The sequence below is a fragment of the Weeksella virosa DSM 16922 genome (assembly GCF_000189415.1).
Lineage (GTDB): Bacteria > Bacteroidota > Bacteroidia > Flavobacteriales > Weeksellaceae > Weeksella > Weeksella virosa.
Genome location: NC_015144.1, coordinates 304,143 through 323,403 on the forward strand (window position 1 = coordinate 304,143; position 19,261 = coordinate 323,403).

The window sequence follows — 19,261 nt, forward strand, 5'->3', positions numbered from 1 at the left end:
TGACACTAAAATCAACTTATTATGAAATCACCAGATTTAGAAAGAAAAAAGCGAACACAACGTGATTACACCTTGGGCTTTAAATTAGCAGTTGTATCCCAAGTCGAAAAAGGCTACTTTACTTACAAACAAGCTCAAAAATGCTATGGAATACAAGGAAGAAGTACAGTTTTGGTTTGGCTAAGAAAATATGGTAACTTAGATTGGAGCAAACCAATTATTCATACTATGTCAAAATCAGAAGAAACTCCAGCGCAAAAAATTAAACGGTTAGAACAAGAATTGGCTGATGAAAAGCTAAGAGTCAAAATTCTTAACACAATGATTGATATAGCCGATGAACAGCTTGGTACTCAAATCAGAAAAAAGTACAATACCCAACAATCCTCAAACTCCAAAAACAAGAAATAACTGTTTCTTGCTCATGTCGATTGCTTGGGTTAAGTCGCCAAAGCTTCTATTCTGCACTAAAACGTCATTCTATTCGAGAATCAGAGCTTTTACACGTTAAAAGATTGGTTCTGGAAGTTCGAATGAAATTACCAAGAATAGGAACTCGAAAGCTTTATTATATCTTGAAAGAACAGCTAAAAGAGCTTAACATAAAAATAGGTAGAGATGCTTTATTTGATTATCTGAGAAGAGAAAATTTGCTCATAAAACCTAAAAAACAATATACAAGAACCACATTCTCTAAACATTGGTTAAGGAAACATCCTAATTTATACAAAGAAATAGAGATCAATAAACCGGAACAGGTCTTCGTAAGTGATATAACATATGTAAAAACCAAGCAAGCTGTTTGTTATCTTTCTTTGGTAACAGATGCTTATAGTCGAAAAATAATGGGTTATTCTGTAAGTGAAAATATGAATGCAGAAAATGTATCTATAGCGCTAAAAATGGCTATTAAAAATAGAGTAAATAATGAAAAATTAATCCATCATTCGGATAGAGGCTTACAGTATTGCTCGGAATATTATCAGACAATTTTAAAACAAAATCAGATCATACCATCGATGACAGACGGCTATGATTGTTATCAAAATGCTTTAGCGGAAAGAATTAATGGGATATTGAAACAAGAGTTTTTAATCGAAAAAACAAAAGATATTACTGAACTAACCAAAATGGTAGAACAAAGTGTGTATCTTTATAATAACACACGGCCTCATTTAAGTCTTAATATGCAGACACCTGAAATGAGACACAAAAAATCCGAAGAAATAAAATCTCTTCGGATATAAATATTGTTTAATAACTGTCAATCTATTTTAGGACTAGTCATTTATTTTATGATTTTTTTATAAAATTAAACTATAATAAATATATTATAAAACAAAAAAAATTTTGTTAGGATAAATAAACTTTATCCGACTTTGCCGTTCAACTTGTTTTTACACTAATACGACGTTATAGCTAGCGCTTTCTTTGTTATTATTTTGTCGCCTTAAATGATTTTACTACGAAATAAATCAACGGAAAAAAATTAGTCCTAACGTCATGGGTAAAAACCAAACTTCAAATCCGTCTGCTTGTCCAGCACTGTTATAATGCGTTGGAATTGTATCAGGCAAGTTTGTGTAGATCGTGATTATCAAAACCAAAATTGCAAGAATTGATGTCTGACCAAGAATTTCAAGCGGCTGGTCAAATGTTGTAAGTTCTAGTTTTTAATTTAGTCTTTCACTGATTATTTCTATTGTTGTTGGCTAGGTTTTTTTTAGTATTGGTTACAACGTTTCAAGGCTTTGTGATAGTCTGGTTTGATGCAATATAAGTAAAAAAAACAAAAAACCATTGGAACATCCAATGGCTTTCTATTTATATCTTGATTATTTTACCAGAATCTGTAATAAAAACACCTTTGTATTGTGTGAATTTTTTTAATAATTTCTTTCCTTTCTTTTTCCCCATTACCATAATTGAAGTACTCAGTGCATTTGCAAATTCAGCAGATGGACCATAAACCGTTACGCTTGTTAATCCTGTTGAAGGCATGCCTGTTTTAGGATTAATGATATGTCCATATCGAGTATCATTGATTTCGACAAATTTTTCATACGAACCTGAGGTTGCAATAGATGAATTGTTTATGCGTAAAACCTTCGCAATACCATGTCTTTTAAATGGGTTTTTAATGCCAATTTTCCATTCTTTTTCATCAATTGGTTTTCCCCAAATAGCCATATCGCCAGAAGCGTTTACAATTCCTGCTTCTATTCCTTTTGCTTGTAAAACCTCTTTGGCTTTGTCCGCAGCATAACTTTTTCCTATAGAGCCAAATCCTATTTTCATACCAATGTCTTTAAGAAAAATGGTAGTATCTTGAGGGTTTAATAGAATCTTTTGATAATCTACATTTCTTACCGATTGTTTTATTTCTATAGGTGATGGCAAACTATCCATAAATCCTGAAAAATCCCAAATACGATCCATAGCTGCAATGCTAATGTCAAAAGCACCATTGGAAAGTTTTGAATATTGAAGGGCACGTTGAGTTAATTTAAATACTTCAAAATCAACTTTTACAGGACGAATTCCTGCTTGTTGATTAACTTGAGAAATTTGTGTTTCAGGTATCCATTCAGAAATAAGAAATTCGATACGTTTCATTTCTTCAAAAGCTTCATCAATTGCAATATTTGTATGAATAGAATCTTCAGAAACTACAGATATATGAAATGTTGAACCCATGATTAATGCTGACTTTTCAATCAATTTTTTATCTTGACTATATGAAAAATTAGCTAAAAATATAAAAAGCAGTCCAATTATTATTGAGCCGCTTTTAGATGTGATATGTGATTTTTTTAGTAGCAATCAGTAAGTATTTGATGTTTTGATTGATAATAATCTATCGGTTTTTGATTATAAAATTTTACTATTTCATCAAGTTTTTTCTCTACATCTTTCTGCATTTGTAACGAACCACAAATCATTACAAAACCATTGTTTTTAAGTAAATCAGCAAAAAACTCTTTGTCTTTTTCTAATAAATCCATTACATATTGTTTAGTCTCTTCGCGAGAAAAAGCAAATTGCATGGTTTCAAGTTGCTTTTTGCTAATCTGATGTTTTGCAAAACTTTGATAATTAGTGATTAATTCATTATTGAATCTAAAACCAGCGTATAAATGTATTGGGATGCGTTTAGTATTATTTTCTATCATACCAAGAAAAGGAGCAATACCGGTACCATTGGCTATCATAACAACTTTTGTGGCTGATTTCGGAAAATGGAATGAAGTGTTTTTTAAAATTCGGGCATTCAGAATAGAGCCTTGAGAAAAACTATAAAGATAATTAGAACCTAAACCATCAGAATATAACTTGACAAGTAACTGAATGTTTTTTTCAGTTTTCCCGATAGAATATAACCTTTCTATATGATTATTTTGTGGATAAATAGCCAACAAATCTCCTGATTCGAATTTACTTTTTTTAAGGGGTTTTAAGATAATCTTGAATGTGCTATTCGAGTTTGAAACTGCTGTTTTTTCTAACACCTTAAATTGTTTAAGTTTAGGCATTTTATTGTTATAAACGGCAGGAGTAGTAGAGATATTGAATGTGGTTTTATTAGACCAATCTTGAGCCCATAAAACAAATTCATTAGCCATTCGGTCATTTACTGTATATAATTGGGTAATTGGAGTAGCCCATGTTTGTTGAGCTAAAACCGTAAAAACTTCTTCTGCATATGCACAGTATTTTTCGTATGCTTTTGATCCGAAACCTACAATTGTGAATTGTATAGGCGAGGGTTGATTAATTCTTTGAACTAATTCTATAAACTTTGTAGCATTTGTAGGAGCATCACCAACTCCGTAAGTAGAAGTAAATACTACTAAATGTTTGGCATCTGGAAAAACTGTATAAGCGTTCATTTCAGCTAAATACGATTTTTTTCCTTCTGCTAATAATTGCTGATGTATTTGACTTGCAAAACCAAGAGTAGAACCATTTTCAGAGCCTACTAATAGTACAATTTCTGCATCTTTTACTTTCCATTTATTTTTAATTGTTGCACGCGTACGTTTGTATGTGATTACAAAACCTGTATACATAAAAAACAGGATGTTTAAAGAAGCTAATCCTAAAATGATTGCCCAAATACTGTTGGTACGTCCTGTATGTAAATCGATATTTATCTTCTCGAAGACTGCAGAATAAGGAAGAACCGATTCGTGCATAATCTCACCATTTACTTGATTAACAGATACAACTCTGTCTTTTAAATTGATAATAAATGGCTCTTCTGGGTCATCTGGTATAAATGGAAATTCTATCTTTTCTACGTTGGCTAAACGAGTCTCTTGGAAATAAGCTATCTCTGCAATGTCTTTAAAATTAATTTCATCGACAATATTATCATACGTTTTTTCTTCAGGTGGTTGTTGCATAAAATCTAACCGAACCATGAAGATAAATGTACCCGTAAGCGCAATAATCATTACAGGAATTAACATCCATCGACCAGTAACTACGTGGAAGTATTGCGAAAAGAAATCTTTATTGATTTTAGCAAAAAAGTTACGAAGACCTTTTTGTCTTTTCAAAATCAATACAAAACCACTAATAGTGATCAAAAAAAGTAAAAACGATACAACACCCACAATTGCTCGACCTGTTTCTTTTAAAAAGAGCGAACGATGTAAAGCTGTAACCCATTGTATGAAAGCACTTTTGGGTTTTATTTCACCTAATAACTCACCTGTTGTAGGATCAATATATCCTTCAATAGTTTGCCCTTGCTCATCCATCGCTTGGATTGTCACAAAATCATTGTGATTAACTTCAACAGTTAATACTTCGAAGTATTTATCTCTTAATGTAGGTATTACCTCGGCTAAAGTAATAGAATCGAAGTTTTCTACTCGGTACGCAGGTGTTTTTTCTTGAACAGCATCGAATGCCAAAATTACACCAGTAATAGAAAGAATAAGCAAAAAGGCAGCAGAAAGATAAGCTAATGCTAAATGGGCATACCTCCAAATAGACAACGTCATTTGATGTTATTGAACTTTAATGAAACGAACCAATTTGATATAACCTTTGCCATTAACACCAGCTTTGTTTGATAAAGCAGCGGTAGTTAAAGGAACTTCAGCATCTTTAACGTGATATTTTTGTGTCTCTACTGCAGATTCAAATCGCAATGTATATCCTTTATTTAACTTTGCAGTATCGAATTCTATTACACGAGTTGCTCTAGCTCCACCAGCTACTGATGCACCCGTAATGGCATTTAGATTTTCTTTTTTCTTTACACGAAACTTTTCCCATTCTACCAATGTGTTATACCACTCTTTATCAGGACCAAGTACGCCTAAAGTTTTTTCATAGTTGCCCTTTGGGTCTATTAATGATATAATGATATAAGCTTCTTTACCAGTATAATGTTGCATTTGTATCATGGTTTTATACTTAGTTGTCTGCCCAAATGAAAGTTGAGCAAAAAGCAACATAAAAAAAGAATAGGCTAAAAGTTGAATTGATTTTTTCATAGTTTATTTTAAAAAGTCAATAGAAATAGTATTGTTTGATAAAAAGTCATTTTGCGACGCTAAATCGTAAGCGGTTTCTTCAAATTCAGTTGTTAGGTTTTTGTCGATTCCTAATTCAACCAAAGCTTTTAAAACTTTATCATCTTTAGCAGTTAACGCTGCTTGGTGCAATGCTGAATTTCCATCTAAATCTTGAGCATTAATATCAACACCAAGTGATGCGATAAGCTTAATTAATTCAACATTGTTTTTATCAGTCGCTAAATGAAGTATCGTTTGTCCGTTTGCTTGAGTTTTTGAAAAGTCTAATCCTGCAGCTTTTAAAACTTGTAGTTTTTTATAAAAATCTGATGCTAAGATTGATGATTCATTTCTTGAAGGTCTATATGATTGTACCCAATAAGCGGCTAAATTATTGCCTTGTTTATCTAAAATATGAACATCAGCACCATGTTTTAGCAATAGCTCTACTACTTCCGAACTTCCCGAAGCAACAGCTTTTGTTAATGCACTTTCGTTGTTGTTGTTTTTTAGGTTAACATCTACATTGTGATTGAGCAACACTTGAACAACTTCTAGGTTTCCACCAGCTGCTGCATTCATCAATACTGTATTATTCTCTTTATCTGCAATGGTTGGCTTTACGCCTTGATTCAAAAAATAATGAATAATATCCATATTTGGTCGACGCACCAATGCGTGTAATATAGTTTGCCCTTTTGGGTCTAAAGCTTTTGGGTTTAAATGATAATTTTCAACTAAAGCTTGATAAACCTCCAAACCATTTTGTACTCTTCTAGATCCTTGAGTAGCAAAAAATAACGCTTGATCAGTAAGCTTGATACCGCGCTTCATCAATTGATCAATAATTTCTAAATTACCTAATCTAGCCGCATAATCAGCTACTGTTCTTCCATGGTTGTCTTTATACATTAACGAAACTCCTTTAGAAATAAAGTAATCCGTAAGTTTCAAATCCTTATCGTAGGCAATTGCATACATAATAAGATTGGTACCTTCTTCTGATAAAATTGTTGGTTTTACGCCTTGATCAAATAATAAATCATAAACAGCGCTATTTGTATTACCAGCTGATGCTGCATAAGCAATAACGGGCGTTCCATAACTATCTTTATAATGTACATCCGATCCTTTATCTATCAAAAGTTTCACTATTTCTAAGTTGCCTGCAGCAGCGGCCCATTGTAAATAAGAACGAGAATGATGAGTTTTTTTATGAACATCATTACCCTCTTGCTCTATTAAAAATTTAATAACGTCATTAGAAATCCTGTTGTTTATTGCCATAGTAACAGGATCATGAAAACCACCGTTTTGCTCCGAAGGACTATTACCCTTAGAAATTTCTGACTTTACAGTTTCGAGAGTAGGTTTTGCCTTCCAAAAATCAGCTTGTAGTAAAGTATTGTTTTGCGCTTTAACAAAAAATATTGCAGAAAGGAATATTACAGTAAAGAATGTTTTTCTCATGAGAATGAATATATTTTTGAATCGCTTTATTTTAACTTAATCTAAATAAAGGCAAAAATACAAATTAAAGTCAATTGAGCAAAACTTAGGATATTTATTTCTATTCTTTTAAGAATGTTTTATTACCTCGTGTTCTGTATAGTTTTTATGGTATGTAACTGGACTGGGATTTTTATATTGGTAATTCAGCTTCTTACCGTTATTATCTGCAGCGTATTTTTCTTCAATATTTATATTAATACAATTAACCTTTTTCTTATACCCTCTATACTTACCATCAAAATTAGTATACAAAATGTCGTTTTAGCCAAACGAAAAAAGACGAGCCATTAGCCCGTCTTTAATAAATGTTATATGACGTATTTTTATTACTTTTTTATTACTTTTTTATTACTTTTTTTAGTGTGAAAATTACCATTTATATCTTCAATTTGTACGATGTAAATAGATTTCGGAATTTGACCAATAAAAACTTTTTCATTAATGATTTCTGAGCGTAGAATTAATCTACCTTTTAAATCATATATAGAAATTGTCTTTGGATTAAATGTAGAGTTGATAATTTTCACATATAGCCAATTATCTTGAATTGTTGTCAAAAATTTATCATTTAGATCATCTAAATCCTGTGTGGATAAATGATAATTTTTATAATATGCTTTATTACCATCTACATTAGTTAAAATTAGTTGTAATCCATTATCTATTGGGTTAATTTCATACTCGTAGTCATAAAATTCATCCAAAATTCCAACTTTGAAAAAGTTATCAAGATAATATCCTTCAAAATAAATATTTTCAGCAAGACTACATTCTCCATCAACGAAACCTGATTGCAAGGTGAGTATATTGTCATTGATAGAACCATTTAAGAGAACTTCAGTACAAACAGAAGTAAAAAAACAACATTGTTTTCAGACTCGCATTCTTGGCATAAAAACTTAGTTTCTGATACTTCATCATTGTTTGGTGCAAGAAGCTCCTCTTCATTTACAACTAATTTTTCTAGATACCATGTATTTTCGATTAGTTCATTTTGTTGGGCTTTAGTAGAAAGCCCAGCTATTAGAAAAGTTATTAATATTAATTTTTTCATAACTATTAATTTTTAATAAGGTTTTTAGAATCTACGATTTGTCCATCGCAAACCAATGTAACGATATAATGTCCAGATTGGTAATTAGCTAAACCAATGATTGTTTGCGTACTGTTAGTGTTCAACACGTAATTATTTTAAACGCCATTGGTAACCCCTGTAACCATGATAAATGCAGAAGTGCTGTTTTCAATATCGTAATCTATCTGTAATTGTGAATTTGCAGGGTTCGGCGATAAACTTATTAATTTGTAAGGATTAATTTTGACTTCAACTTCACCATAATCTTTGAAACCATCTTCAGTAATTACTTCCAATTTGTATTTTTTGGTAATTTCAGGAGTAATGGTGAAATCTTTTCCGGTGTAGATTAGATTGCTATTTTCATCGTACCAATTGTATTCAGCCGCCTCAAATATGTGGTGAGCAGTCAATGTTACTTCTTCATTTTTACCAATTTCTCTGTCATTTCCTGCATTTGCATTAAAAAGATTTCTCGGTTTTTTTTTAATCTCGAAAGTTTCTCCTCCCATGATTTCACCAGTAGATGCATCTCTTTGGATTACATGGTATCTATATTTATTTTTCTCTGTTGCTTTTTTTGTCAAGAAGTTAAAAGATAAATAAATAGTACCAAGCTCATTTGCATTTAGCTGTAGATTGTCTATTATAACATTATTATCCTTTACTATTTATTTCTTTTCATCCTTTGTGTCTTCTAATTGGGATGCTGTTTTCCCTCCTCTTTCCCAAGCGGCATAAATAATATTGTCCATTTTTACTGCTACTTCTGCTTCTTCATAAATGGCTTTTCCAGTTTCTATATCTTCTTTAACAAGCTCTAAAAAAAATTTTTTTGTATAATTGTAAGGGTTGGATACGGCAACTGCTGCACCAATGTCTTTCTTATTAGAAATGTCTATAACGGTAATATTTCTCCAAGCTAAATTATTGTTGATTCTGACCATATGATTTGGATTGGTGGTATGTGGAGAAGTCAAAGGGTCATAACCATTATTTTCTATGTCGTCATTTAATTCTTCCATTAATGGTTCAATCGTCTTTGTGTCCGCATAGCCAATAAATGCACAAGGTTCATTACAATGTGTCAACCAAACTTCTTGTTGCCAACTTGTGTAGCTTGGCGTTCTTTCACTTGCTTGTAATAAAAGTTCTTTTTCAATATTCTCTGAATTTTCAATTCCTTCATAATCATTAAATTCCCCTTCATATTTTTCAGATGCCTGTCCGTCTGCGATGCACCAAGGACAAATATATTCGGGTTTTTCAACGCTATAAAATGAGCTTGTTTATTTAACTTGTCTATTCTCGTTACATACAGAACAAACTCCTTCTACATTTTCGAAAATGTCAAGTTCGTATGCGTTTGGACTGTACTTAAATTTCGGTAATTCCATTTTTTCTGTTTTTACGGTTCGTTCGGTTAATATTGCCACCAACGTTTCGGGGCTTTGCGAAGTGGCGGATAAATTGGACGAAAAGTTCAATTTAGCAGTAACGTAGCCAATGTGTTTTCACAGAAACTAAATTAAATAAAAAAGCTGAATGTGAAACACATTCGGCGGCTAAATGTGCAGAATGTTTCAACTTAGCCTTAACCCGCCATTTTGCAAACACCATGTTACCTGCAGTTAATTTTTATTTTACTAAAACATAACCAATTCTAATTCCAATTGCTGGATATATATTCCCTTCATTATTGTCATTGTCATAAATGTAACCTATTCCAAAGTGAGTGTTAAAATATAAATTTTGAACTAAAGACCTTTGTAAACCCCAATGGAATTCATTTAAAAGAGCATTATTTTGGTCTGGTTCATTTTTATATCCAAATGAATATTTGCTTTGAAATGCAACAAAATTGCCAGAATTATTTAGAATTGATTTTCCTTTGGATAATCTTTTTTCTCTGTTATAAACCCAAACAAGTTCTCCTTGTAAAAACAAACTAGGTTTACTGAAATTAATTACGTATTCTACAGAATTATTATATACGTTATAACTTGAACCTACTCCAGAACTGATATCTAAAAGTAAGTTTTTGCTAAGAGGTGTTTCGTAGCTTATATTTATACCTTGTCCTCCGATTTCTATTTTTCCTAAACTTTTGAAAGAATCTTCCTGAGCATTTACTTTAAAAGTATTTAGAAAAAATAAAATGGTAAGAAAAATCATAAGATTGAAGTTGGTTGTATTCATTTTTTAAATTTATTTTTTCCGGCAAATATATCAAATACAAAAATATGAATTTAAAAAACTTAAACCTTTTTATGATTGTTTTAATAGCTATTATTTCCTGTAATAGTGATTATAATTTGAATTTGAAGACAGAAGGTAGAACTAACGATTATAGTGCAAAGGTGTCCTATGATGCTGAACGTAATATTATCAAATTTTCAGGATTAAAGAGTTCTGTGAAAGACTTTTTATCAGATACTATTTCTGATAAAAATTCAATGTTTACAAAATTTTATAAGGAAGGCTTTTTGCCTTTATCTGTGTCTCCCGAAATTAAAGACGAAAACTTGTATAATGAAGTTCAACAAAAAACTTTAATCAATATACCTTCTCATTATGCTAAAAATGGAAATGAGGAAGAAGATTCGGAAACATTTCTAGAAGACGAAGAATTCGCTTCACTACTTAATTCAGAGGGTGCACTTCAATTAAATGATTCTATTTATATGTATACTCCTAATGGATTATTTATTGTACATAAAGATGATTATGATAGTTTGGAGGATTTTATTGAAGAGAATCAGGAAATTTCCATTCCTGAGGGGATGAATTATGTTTCTGATAAAATAATATCTTACAGACCTAATTTGGAAGAGTTGGGTTCTGAATACGATATTGTAGACAGAATTGCTCCTGATGAACCTGGCTCAGGAGGAGGTGGTGGAGGTGGAACTACTATTACTATTCCTAAACCAAATCAAACAAATCATTATACAAATTGTAATAATGGGATTAATACACCATTTGTTGGTAATATTTTTGGAAAACAATATGTCTGCTATTATAATTTTAGTAGTAAATATCGTGTAAAGACAGTTTTTGAGATTCAAGACTTTTTCTTGTTTTACAGCGTCAGAGCAAAAAACAAATTTAGAAAAAAAGGTTGGACTGGAATATGGGGCAGAGAAGATGCTAAGAAATTATACCTTAGAATTAATAATGGTGTTATGAAAGTTGAAAGAAAAACTTTTACAGCAACGATAAGTGATTCTCAGTTAAAGCCTTTAATTAATTCAATCAACAATTTAATTACTGTAAAATCAGCACCTATCCCTGTTGTTTCTGATGTATATTTATTAGAATCTTCGGGAAAATTTAAACAACAGAATTATAGCTTATCGTGTAAGTTCCCCGTTTTTCCAACAGTTCAAAACTAAGCAAATTATGCACTTCTTTTCAATTTAAATTCTATCGGTGAACAATCTCCTAAACTTGAATGTGGGTGATTATGATTGTAATCCTCCATCCAATCTTGAGCGAGAGTTCTTGCCTGTTCGATATTTTCAAATAGGTAAGCATCCAGTACATCTTCCCGAAAGGTTTTGTTGAACCTTTCACAAAATCCGTTCTGCATGGGTTTTCCTTTCTGGATTCGGATATGCCGGATCGAGGAGTTGGAGCAAAAGCCCTCAAAAGCTTTTGCGATGAACTCCGTGCCGTTGTCCGTACGGATGTTGGTTGGTTTTCCATACCACTCAATGAGCCTTTGCACGAGTTTAACTACTTTCTCTGAAGGAAAACTATAGTCTATTTCGCACATTAATGCCTCCCGGTTGTAATCGTCTATCACGTTCAGTATCCGAATCTTTCTGCCGTTCTCCAACACATCACTCATAAAATCCATGCTCCAGGTAATATTGGATGCAATCGGCTGCAATAAGTATTCTTTGTCCGGATTGGGGATGCGACGTTTGATTTTTCTTCTGCGTTTGTTCAGTCCTAATTTACGGTAAATCCTCTCAATGCGTTTATGGTTCCACCCATAACCTTCCTTTCTGATGCGTTTAGTGTATTCCGGACAACCTCTTGACGGAAGTTTTTCGGCATAATAAAGCAATCGACGCTCTACTTCTGTATCGTCCTTGATGCTTTGATAATAATATCCCGAACGTTCCAATCCGATGATGCGACAGGCTCTGGCAGTACTGATTTGTTTGTCATCTTTTAATTCTTCTGCCAATTCTCTTTTCTGACAGAGCCCTAAAGCTTTTTTTCGATGACCTCTTTTAAAATACTATGATCCAAACTCAAATCGGCATACATCTTCTTCAAGCGGGCATTTTCTCGCTCCAATTCCTTGAATTGACGCAACATTTCTTGATCCATGCCACCATATTTGCGCTTCCACAAATAAAAGGTATTTGGACTGATGGATAATTCTCGGCATATATCGGATGCCTTTTTTCCAGCTTCATGCTCCTTGAGTACTTGACTGATTTGTGTTTCTGTAAATCTTGACTTTTTCATCTCTAATAACAGTTTAAATTTATAAATTTTTATAATATTTTAAACTGTTGGAGTTTTTGGGGGACTTACAATCGCAATATGATTTAAATAGTTTTTCACCTGGTAATCCTTTGGTTCCACAATATAGTCAGAATCTTCCGTCAGTTAATATGGACAGCTTTAAAAACTTATTAAATACAAACAAAAAAGCCATAATTTATATAAATTTGTTTAACAAGGATCGTGAAATAACTCTTGATCAAATTATGAATATTGCTGCAAAAGTTTTTCAAAAATATGCAACTCAAGGGCGTACAAATAATGATATAGCAGTTGTCATGAATGAAATAAAGGCTTCACATGATAGAATTGATGCTAAACCATTTTTTATTGTTACAAAGGACGAATTAATTCAAGCAAGTAACACTCACAAAGTTATTAAAGACTTTGGAGTAAGAAAGGATTTTGATTTAAAAGGATTTGAAATAGGTTTCTCAACTGATACTAATGGAAGTAAAAAGTGGAAGTTTAAATTTACTCTTGGACATAATAAAATCACTCAATATAAGATGGATATTGAAGGTGGAGTTTATTACAATAGATGGGGTGGTACAAGATTTACCGTAGAGAAAAAATAACTATATTTGAGTTTATAATTAATGAAACTTCCAGATTTTTATTTGGAAGTTTTTTATTTTGTGCTAGTAAATTTTATAAAATCATTTTTAAGTTTTTCATATGTTTTGATTGCTTGGGTTCTGATTCCAGTTTGTGCGATGAAATCATCTGAATCATCTATTTTTAATTGAGAAACACCATATTTTGTATAAAGTAGTTTTTTTGTTTGTAAGTCATAGACATCTAAAAAGATAAACAAATTACGATACTTTTCATACTCAACTTTTTTAATTGCAAATGTTTTGTGCTGAGTTTGATATTTCATTTGGATTTTAAAAATCAGAAGTATTTCAGAATTTGTTTCTTTTTTGATGTCTTCTAAATCTTGCTCATTCAGTTTGTTTCCTATATATTCATAGTTTTTAATATTCAGAGATTGGTGTACAAATTCAACTTTTTCTTGAAAGAGATTTTGGAAATCTGATATGATTTGTTTTTTAACTTCTTGTTCCGTAGTAGTTGAAAAATTATCAAAATAAACAACCCATTTACTTTGATTTGCGTTTTTCGGAAACGGTTCATTAGTTCCCGAAATATAATAAGAAGGAGTGTTGACAAAACAAGAGCTTAAAAAAGTTAAAAGAAATGTAATAATTGATGCTTTTCTCATTATCAGGATAATATTAATTGCAGGTAACGGTTCGGGGCTTTGCGTTCGGGCGGGATTTTCAGCAGAAAATTCCGAGCGAGCGACAAAGCTCAAATTTACGAAAAAGTGTCGAACGGGAACGTTCGACCCGCCTGACGCAAAACCCTTGTTAGCTGTCCGTTGTTTATATTCATTGTTTCGCTCCCCAAATCTCAACCTCTATTTTTATTTCGGGAAGACCTAACGCTTTTACATAACCAATAGTCATTGAGGGGTAGGTTTGTCCGAATAAAGTTTCCCATTCTGCATACAAAAAATACCCAATCAATTTCTTCCGTAGCCCAAATATTGACTTTTATAACGTCATCAGAAGTCAGGTTTTGACTTTCTAAAATCTGCTTGATGTTTTTAAATGTGTTGTGTACTTGTTCGTTCAGGTTTTCGGGAATATTTCCGTCACTATCTACACCAATCTGTCCCGAAAAAGTGTATAAATCTGAATTTTTCGGAATTATCGTAACGTGTGAATATTTGCCAACAGGTGCAGGAATATTTTCAGGGTTTAAACGAATGATTTTCATAATTTCTATTTTACCGTTTTCTTTGTGCTTATCGCAATTCTATTCCACGCATTTATGGTTACAACTGCCATTATGATTTGTGCAATTTGATTTCCGTCAAAAAGTTTTTCAGCTTGTTTGTAGGTTTTATCGCTTAACCCGTTTTGGCTAATTAGCGTTACTTCTTCTGTAATGGCTAAAATCGCTTTTTCTTCTTCGGCAAATAATTCAGTTTCTTTCCAAGCATTAAGCAAGAAAATCCGTTGTGCTGTTTCGCCTTGTTTCAAAGCGTCTGAAGTGTGCATATTGATACAAAAAGCACAACCGTTAATCTGTGAAGCCCGAATTTTAATCAGCTCCAGATGTGTTTTTGAAAGCCCTGAATTTTGTAGGTAATTTTCCAAGGCAAACATTGCTTTGTATGCGTTCGGTTCAAGTTGTTGAATATCTATTCTGTTTTCTAAATTCATTTTTCGTCTGTCGTTTGATTTTAGCACTGTCGGTTGTACAATGACAGCTAACCGGTTGGGGCTTTGTGAAGTTGGGGAATTAGAAGTAGGAACTTTCAATTTTGCACTAATGTTTGATAGAAGTACAGACCTTGAATTTAGCCGTTCAGCCCCCATTTCACAAAGCCCTTGTTGTATGAAGCCATTATATTTCACAAGTGTTTTCATCGCAATGTATAGGAATTATTTTTCTGTTTATTGCTAACTCTGTGTATAAAATTTGTCCAATTCCAGTTACTTTAAGTAAAAAGATTATAGGAAATAAAATCCATAATATAGGAAGTCTGACGAAAATTAGGAATAAAGTATTAAATCCGTAATGCCACTTACCATTATATGAAGCCATTTGCTTTGTTGCTTTTTCATAATCAATCAAGCTAAATTGTTTTGATTGTTCATTTCGTAACTCTTTACTTTCGACTAAATTCAACCAGTCCAGTTTTTTTACTATTTTGATAAAGCGTGAACAATTAGGACACCAATTATCATAAAATACTGTTAATTTTTTCATTGTACACGGTTTTTTATATCATCAACTGTTTTATCAGTTTCTATATTATTTTTTTTCAATCCTTTGTCAAATCGGTAAACTAATCCCAATCTTATCCATCTAGTATCGAAAGTTTGTTTTGTGAGAACATTCTGTAAATCATTATTCAAACGGTTGTTTATTTTGTAAGTTCCTAAAATATCATTACCAATAAGAGAAATTCTTAGTTTATTTGCTAAAAATGATTTGCTGATACTTGCATTCAAAGTAATTATTTCGTCAGTTTTATATGGTCCTTGAATAAATGGAGATAAGTAATCAAAAACTACATTAAATGTATAATCTTTGAAAAATTTATATGAGGTATTTAATGTGATTTGATAAGAAAAATTGTCTGAATCAATTTCAATATCGTCTTGATTGGTTTTTATTTTGTCATAAAATAGAACTGTATTTACGTTCAGATTTAATTTTTTAAATAATTTAAAACTGGAATTGTTAGAAAAACTGATACTTTGACCTTTCTTTATATTTATAGGTTTTAATGTAGTAACATTAGTACTATCATTCAAAATAGGTGTTTGAAAAATTTGATTTTTATTAAAAGTGTAATTGATTCCAAAAACATACTTCTGTTTTAAAATATATTGAAAGTCAATACTATGTGCAAAGTGAGGAACTAAATTAGGATTTCCTGAAATAATTGTATAAGGGTCAACATAATAATCAAAAGGCATTAATCTGTTGAAAGAAGGTCTGTTAATTCGTTTATTGTAAGACAAATTATAATCGCTATTATCCGAATATTTATATGCGATGTTCACGAAAGGAAAAAAATACAATTCGTCTCGTTTTAGCGTGTAATTATTTTTTGAATTATAGCCTTTTGATGGGTTATATTCAATTCTACTTCCTGCTGTAAAATCGAACTTTTTTATTTTTCTTTTGTATTCAGCATATCCCGACCAAATAGATTCAGAATACTCAAAATCATTAGATTTTTCTGAATCAAAAACAGGTGTGCCTGAACTCAAATCGAAAAAGTTGTTTGTGTTTTGTAATTTTTGAAAAATTCCTTTTGCTCCTATATCAACACTTGAAAGAGAGTCTATAGTAACAGCGTAGTCAATTTGAGATACAAATAAATCGGCAGTTCTTGGGGAGTTGTTGTCTAAATTAATGTTGTTATTATTGCTTGAAGCAGATGTTAGATTAGAAAAGTTATCAATATCATATTTCAGAAAATAGGAGCGAAAAGTTAATTTTGAATTTTCAAAGTCAATATTATATTTCAAACTTAGATTTAGATTTTTTAGTTTATTATCACTATTTTGGTCTGAAAATGTAGTAGATATAATTTCATTATTTTGACGGTTAGTAAATTGTAAGTCAGAAGTTTGATTAATGTCTTCAGAGTAAAAAGAACCAATTGCAGATAACAACAAGTTTGATTTACCAAACTCTTGTAAATAACTAAAATTTAGTGTATTGGTATTTCCCTTAATCTTTACATAAGTGTTTTGGTCTGATAATAAATTTGAAAACTGCCTTTCAGAAATTGCTTTTTCAAAATTTGTACTAAAAGCGTTTGTGTATTGAAATGAGTATTGACTTTTCTTTTTATTGTATTGTAATTTTAAATTTGAATTTTGTTTATAGTATTTGCCTTGTGTGGTATTTAGAGAAATATTGGCAAAATATCCCTCTCTTTTATTCTTTTTACTCACAATATTTATAATACCTGCAATTCCACTTGCATCGTATTTTGATGAAGGATTGGCATTAATTTCTATATTTTTGATGTCATCAGCAGAAATAGTTTTTAAGTATTCTACAATTTCGTTTTGTGAAAGCAATAACGATTCTCCGTCCATTTGTATCAAAATTCCTGATTTTCCTTTTAACCGAAAATCATTATTAGAAAGATTATAAGAAATACCAGGCAATTTTGTAATTGCGTCAAATACACTACTACTGTTCATTATTAGATTGTCTTCCACATTCACAATCAATGTTCCTGATTTATTTTGGACTAATGGTTTTTGGGTAGTTCCTGTTATAACCACATCGTCAAGTACATAATCTTCCATTACATACACTACATCATCCGCCAAATTTTTGTCAAGTAAAAGTGTATCGCATTGTATTTTATCTAACCAACTAATACACCTTTCGTATGTTCCTATAGGAATACTTTTGAACTCAAATCGGTAATTATCATCTGTAATTTCAGAATAGCTTGTGGAATCTTGAACATTTTTTAATGTTACAAAATAACTTATGGTTACTGATTTTTCATTATGCACAATCCCTCCATAATTTATTGTCTGTGAAGTTGCAGTTAGAGATATTAGTAATATTGGTATGAATAAAATATATTTCATAATCGGATAAATTTTTTGGATTTCGACTTTAAAATTTCATATTCGCTGTCAGTAAAAAATATTGTATAGCAAGCAAGCATTATGAAAGAAAAATTATCTATTCTCATCATCAAGAAAATACCAATATGCAGAAGTATTCCGATAAGTAAGACTACTTTTCTTGTTTTTAAAATCCAAACTACAAAAGGAAAAGACAGCTGAAATGCGATTGTAAACCAAGTCAGAAAACAAACAAGTATTGGAAACCTTGTGATGTACTCATTTATAGAATATGCAGAAAAATCTCCTGAATTTAACACGAAATATAAAGCTGTTCCATTTAGCCATACTTCTCCGTGCAGTTTGTGTAGTCCTGCAAAAAAATAGACAATGCAAATTTGTATCATTATTCCCAAAACAAAAAGTTTGTGAGTTTGATTTATATAAAAGTTATTGTTTAATCCTAACCTTTCTTTCAGTTTGTTGTAACCCTCGATTAAACTTTCTGATTTGATGAACAAGAAAAGAGGTAAAACAGCAGTAATGATATTATCTCCTCCGTCCATTAGATAAATGTTCCGAAATTTAAAAATCAACAAAAGGAAAAAGAGCAATAACGCAGAAATGCGAGGAAAAATACCCAATATAAAAGTGATACTGAATATTATTCCTAAAATACAGAAAACCGACACATTGAAAGAATTGTTGAAATCTACGTTCAAAAAATCCAGCTTGTAATAATTCATTATGTCTTGATATGTTTCATAAGAAACTATACCATTGTTGTTGAATAAAAAGTTTTTGTTGTGAAAAAATGCAAAAAAATCTTTTAATATGGATAACCCTATTAAAACTCGCAATAACAATATGCCTGTTTTTCTATTTTCCATTCTCGGTTGTTGTTAAATAGATTCTGTCTAATTCAATGAACGATTTAGTATAGGTTTTATCTTTGTATATGTCTTTGTTCAGTTGTTCATCAATCAAGTATATTTTAACAAAAACGGAATCATTTGGACTTGTTTTTTCTAAAAAATCCCTTTGGTTATTCAAAACGATTTTTGAATAGTTGAGTATAGATTCTAATCCGTGGCTTGAGTGTATGTTTTTTTCAATATTAATGTTTTTGCTTTTTTTGCGAACAATGTCATTGTAACATTCAGCAAAATATTTGATAATTCGTTGGTCAATAGAAAATAAACTATTAAAACTCTTTTCTCTTACTTTTTTATGAATGTCTATATAATCACTTTCTATATTGCCACTTTCAAATTTCACAAGAAAGTAATGATTTCCCATTGGTGGATTGGGAGAAAACATTCCCCAATTTTGTTCAAAAAAAGGCAAAGCGTATTTATTCTTTATTTTTCCTACTTTCTCTGATTCAAAGAAATTTTGGTCATATACTTGGATGAAGATTATGAACAAAAAATAAACCGAAAAGATAATTTTTAGAACTATTGTAAATGTTTTTCTCATACCTAATAAAA

At 31.2% G+C, this 19,261-nt stretch carries 21 protein-coding genes and 2 pseudogenes; 3 read left to right on the forward strand and 20 right to left on the reverse strand.

Annotation, left to right across the window (positions count from 1 at the left end):
- Positions 1-21: 21 nt before the first annotated feature.
- Positions 22-1,247, forward strand: a protein-coding gene (locus WEEVI_RS01585; RefSeq protein ID WP_197718580.1) for an IS3 family transposase whose coding sequence is annotated in 2 segments (ribosomal slippage) — positions 22-388 and positions 388-1,247 — 1,227 coding nt in all. Because the reading frame shifts where the segments join, the coding sequence is not laid out codon by codon here.
- Positions 1,248-1,475: 228 nt separating this feature from the next.
- On the opposite strand, the gene WEEVI_RS11615 is transcribed toward WEEVI_RS01585, so the two are convergent.
- From WEEVI_RS11615 to WEEVI_RS01640, 11 genes and pseudogenes are all read right to left on the reverse strand, one after another.
- Positions 1,476-1,607, reverse strand: a complete 132-nt coding sequence (locus tag WEEVI_RS11615) for a DUF1648 domain-containing protein (RefSeq protein ID WP_221407545.1) — start codon at positions 1,605-1,607, stop codon at positions 1,476-1,478.
- A gap of 217 nt (positions 1,608-1,824) precedes the next feature.
- Positions 1,825-2,823, reverse strand: a complete 999-nt coding sequence (locus tag WEEVI_RS01590) for an FAD:protein FMN transferase (protein WP_013597432.1) — start codon at positions 2,821-2,823, stop codon at positions 1,825-1,827.
- Positions 2,814-5,012, reverse strand: coding sequence for a PepSY domain-containing protein (locus WEEVI_RS01595; protein ID WP_013597433.1), 2,199 nt, complete (start codon positions 5,010-5,012; stop codon positions 2,814-2,816). Before WEEVI_RS01595 ends, WEEVI_RS01590 begins: the two co-directional genes overlap by 10 nt.
- A 6-nt stretch (positions 5,013-5,018) precedes the next feature.
- Entirely contained in the window at positions 5,019-5,510 is a 492-nt protein-coding gene (locus tag WEEVI_RS01600; protein WP_013597434.1) for a DUF2271 domain-containing protein, read from the reverse strand.
- Positions 5,511-5,513: 3 nt separating this feature from the next.
- Positions 5,514-7,001, reverse strand: coding sequence for an ankyrin repeat domain-containing protein (locus WEEVI_RS01605; protein WP_013597435.1), 1,488 nt, complete (start codon positions 6,999-7,001; stop codon positions 5,514-5,516).
- Between the two features lie 368 nt (positions 7,002-7,369).
- On the reverse strand, positions 7,370-7,840 hold the full coding sequence (locus WEEVI_RS01615; protein ID WP_013597436.1) for a T9SS type A sorting domain-containing protein: 471 nt from the start codon (positions 7,838-7,840) through the stop codon (positions 7,370-7,372).
- A gap of 29 nt (positions 7,841-7,869) precedes the next feature.
- Entirely contained in the window at positions 7,870-8,097 is a 228-nt protein-coding gene (locus WEEVI_RS01620) for a hypothetical protein (protein WP_013597437.1), read from the reverse strand.
- A gap of 137 nt (positions 8,098-8,234) precedes the next feature.
- Complete coding sequence (locus tag WEEVI_RS01625) at positions 8,235-8,705, reverse strand: hypothetical protein (RefSeq protein WP_041942026.1); 471 nt, start codon at positions 8,703-8,705, stop codon at positions 8,235-8,237.
- Between the two features lie 84 nt (positions 8,706-8,789).
- Complete coding sequence (locus WEEVI_RS11620) at positions 8,790-9,143, reverse strand: hypothetical protein (RefSeq protein ID WP_041942027.1); 354 nt, start codon at positions 9,141-9,143, stop codon at positions 8,790-8,792.
- A 6-nt stretch (positions 9,144-9,149) separates the two neighbouring features.
- Positions 9,150-9,371 (reverse strand): annotated as a pseudogene (locus WEEVI_RS11625) (CbrC family protein); the annotation flags it as partial.
- A 385-nt stretch (positions 9,372-9,756) separates the two neighbouring features.
- Positions 9,757-10,317: a hypothetical protein gene (locus WEEVI_RS01640; protein WP_013597439.1), complete on the reverse strand. Its 561-nt coding sequence runs from the start codon at positions 10,315-10,317 to the stop codon at positions 9,757-9,759.
- A 44-nt stretch (positions 10,318-10,361) separates the two neighbouring features.
- Here WEEVI_RS01640 and WEEVI_RS01645 point away from each other — a divergent pair, with 44 nt between their 5' ends.
- Positions 10,362-11,513, forward strand: a complete 1,152-nt coding sequence (locus tag WEEVI_RS01645) for a hypothetical protein (protein WP_041942029.1) — start codon at positions 10,362-10,364, stop codon at positions 11,511-11,513.
- Between the two features lie 5 nt (positions 11,514-11,518).
- Here WEEVI_RS01645 and WEEVI_RS01650 read toward each other — a convergent pair whose 3' ends face one another.
- Together WEEVI_RS01650 and WEEVI_RS01655 are read right to left on the reverse strand one after the other, a co-directional pair.
- Positions 11,519-12,316 carry an IS3 family transposase gene (locus WEEVI_RS01650; protein WP_081448697.1) on the reverse strand — a complete coding sequence of 266 codons (798 nt, stop codon included), beginning with the start codon at positions 12,314-12,316 and terminating at the stop codon, positions 11,519-11,521.
- Positions 12,317-12,336: 20 nt separating this feature from the next.
- Positions 12,337-12,603, reverse strand: coding sequence for a transposase (locus WEEVI_RS01655; RefSeq protein WP_041942030.1), 267 nt, complete (start codon positions 12,601-12,603; stop codon positions 12,337-12,339).
- Positions 12,604-12,659: 56 nt separating this feature from the next.
- Between WEEVI_RS01655 and WEEVI_RS01660 the strand changes: the two genes are divergently transcribed.
- Positions 12,660-13,220 carry a hypothetical protein gene (locus tag WEEVI_RS01660; protein WP_041942031.1) on the forward strand — a complete coding sequence of 187 codons (561 nt, stop codon included), beginning with the start codon at positions 12,660-12,662 and terminating at the stop codon, positions 13,218-13,220.
- 53 nt (positions 13,221-13,273) lie between these two features.
- Here WEEVI_RS01660 and WEEVI_RS01665 read toward each other — a convergent pair whose 3' ends face one another.
- The 7 genes and pseudogenes from WEEVI_RS01665 to WEEVI_RS01695 form a co-directional block, all read right to left on the reverse strand.
- Positions 13,274-13,870, reverse strand: a complete 597-nt coding sequence (locus WEEVI_RS01665; RefSeq protein ID WP_115041662.1) for a hypothetical protein — start codon at positions 13,868-13,870, stop codon at positions 13,274-13,276.
- 169 nt (positions 13,871-14,039) lie between these two features.
- Positions 14,040-14,430, reverse strand: a pseudogene (locus WEEVI_RS01670) (RidA family protein).
- A 5-nt stretch (positions 14,431-14,435) separates the two neighbouring features.
- Positions 14,436-14,879, reverse strand: coding sequence for a carboxymuconolactone decarboxylase family protein (locus tag WEEVI_RS01675; protein ID WP_013597276.1), 444 nt, complete (start codon positions 14,877-14,879; stop codon positions 14,436-14,438).
- A gap of 184 nt (positions 14,880-15,063) precedes the next feature.
- Positions 15,064-15,429, reverse strand: a complete 366-nt coding sequence (locus WEEVI_RS01680; RefSeq protein WP_013597446.1) for a thiol-disulfide oxidoreductase DCC family protein — start codon at positions 15,427-15,429, stop codon at positions 15,064-15,066.
- Positions 15,426-17,792 (reverse strand): outer membrane beta-barrel family protein, encoded by a 2,367-nt coding sequence (locus WEEVI_RS01685; protein ID WP_013597447.1) that lies wholly within the window; start codon positions 17,790-17,792, stop codon positions 15,426-15,428. Before WEEVI_RS01685 ends, WEEVI_RS01680 begins: the two co-directional genes overlap by 4 nt.
- Positions 17,789-18,661, reverse strand: a complete 873-nt coding sequence (locus tag WEEVI_RS01690) for an HTTM domain-containing protein (RefSeq protein ID WP_013597448.1) — start codon at positions 18,659-18,661, stop codon at positions 17,789-17,791. The genes WEEVI_RS01685 and WEEVI_RS01690 overlap by 4 nt, the downstream gene beginning before the upstream one ends.
- A complete protein-coding gene (locus WEEVI_RS01695) occupies positions 18,651-19,250 on the reverse strand; it encodes a DUF5819 family protein (RefSeq protein WP_013597449.1) in 600 nt (199 codons plus the stop codon). The genes WEEVI_RS01690 and WEEVI_RS01695 overlap by 11 nt, the downstream gene beginning before the upstream one ends.
- Positions 19,251-19,261 lie beyond the last annotated feature (11 nt).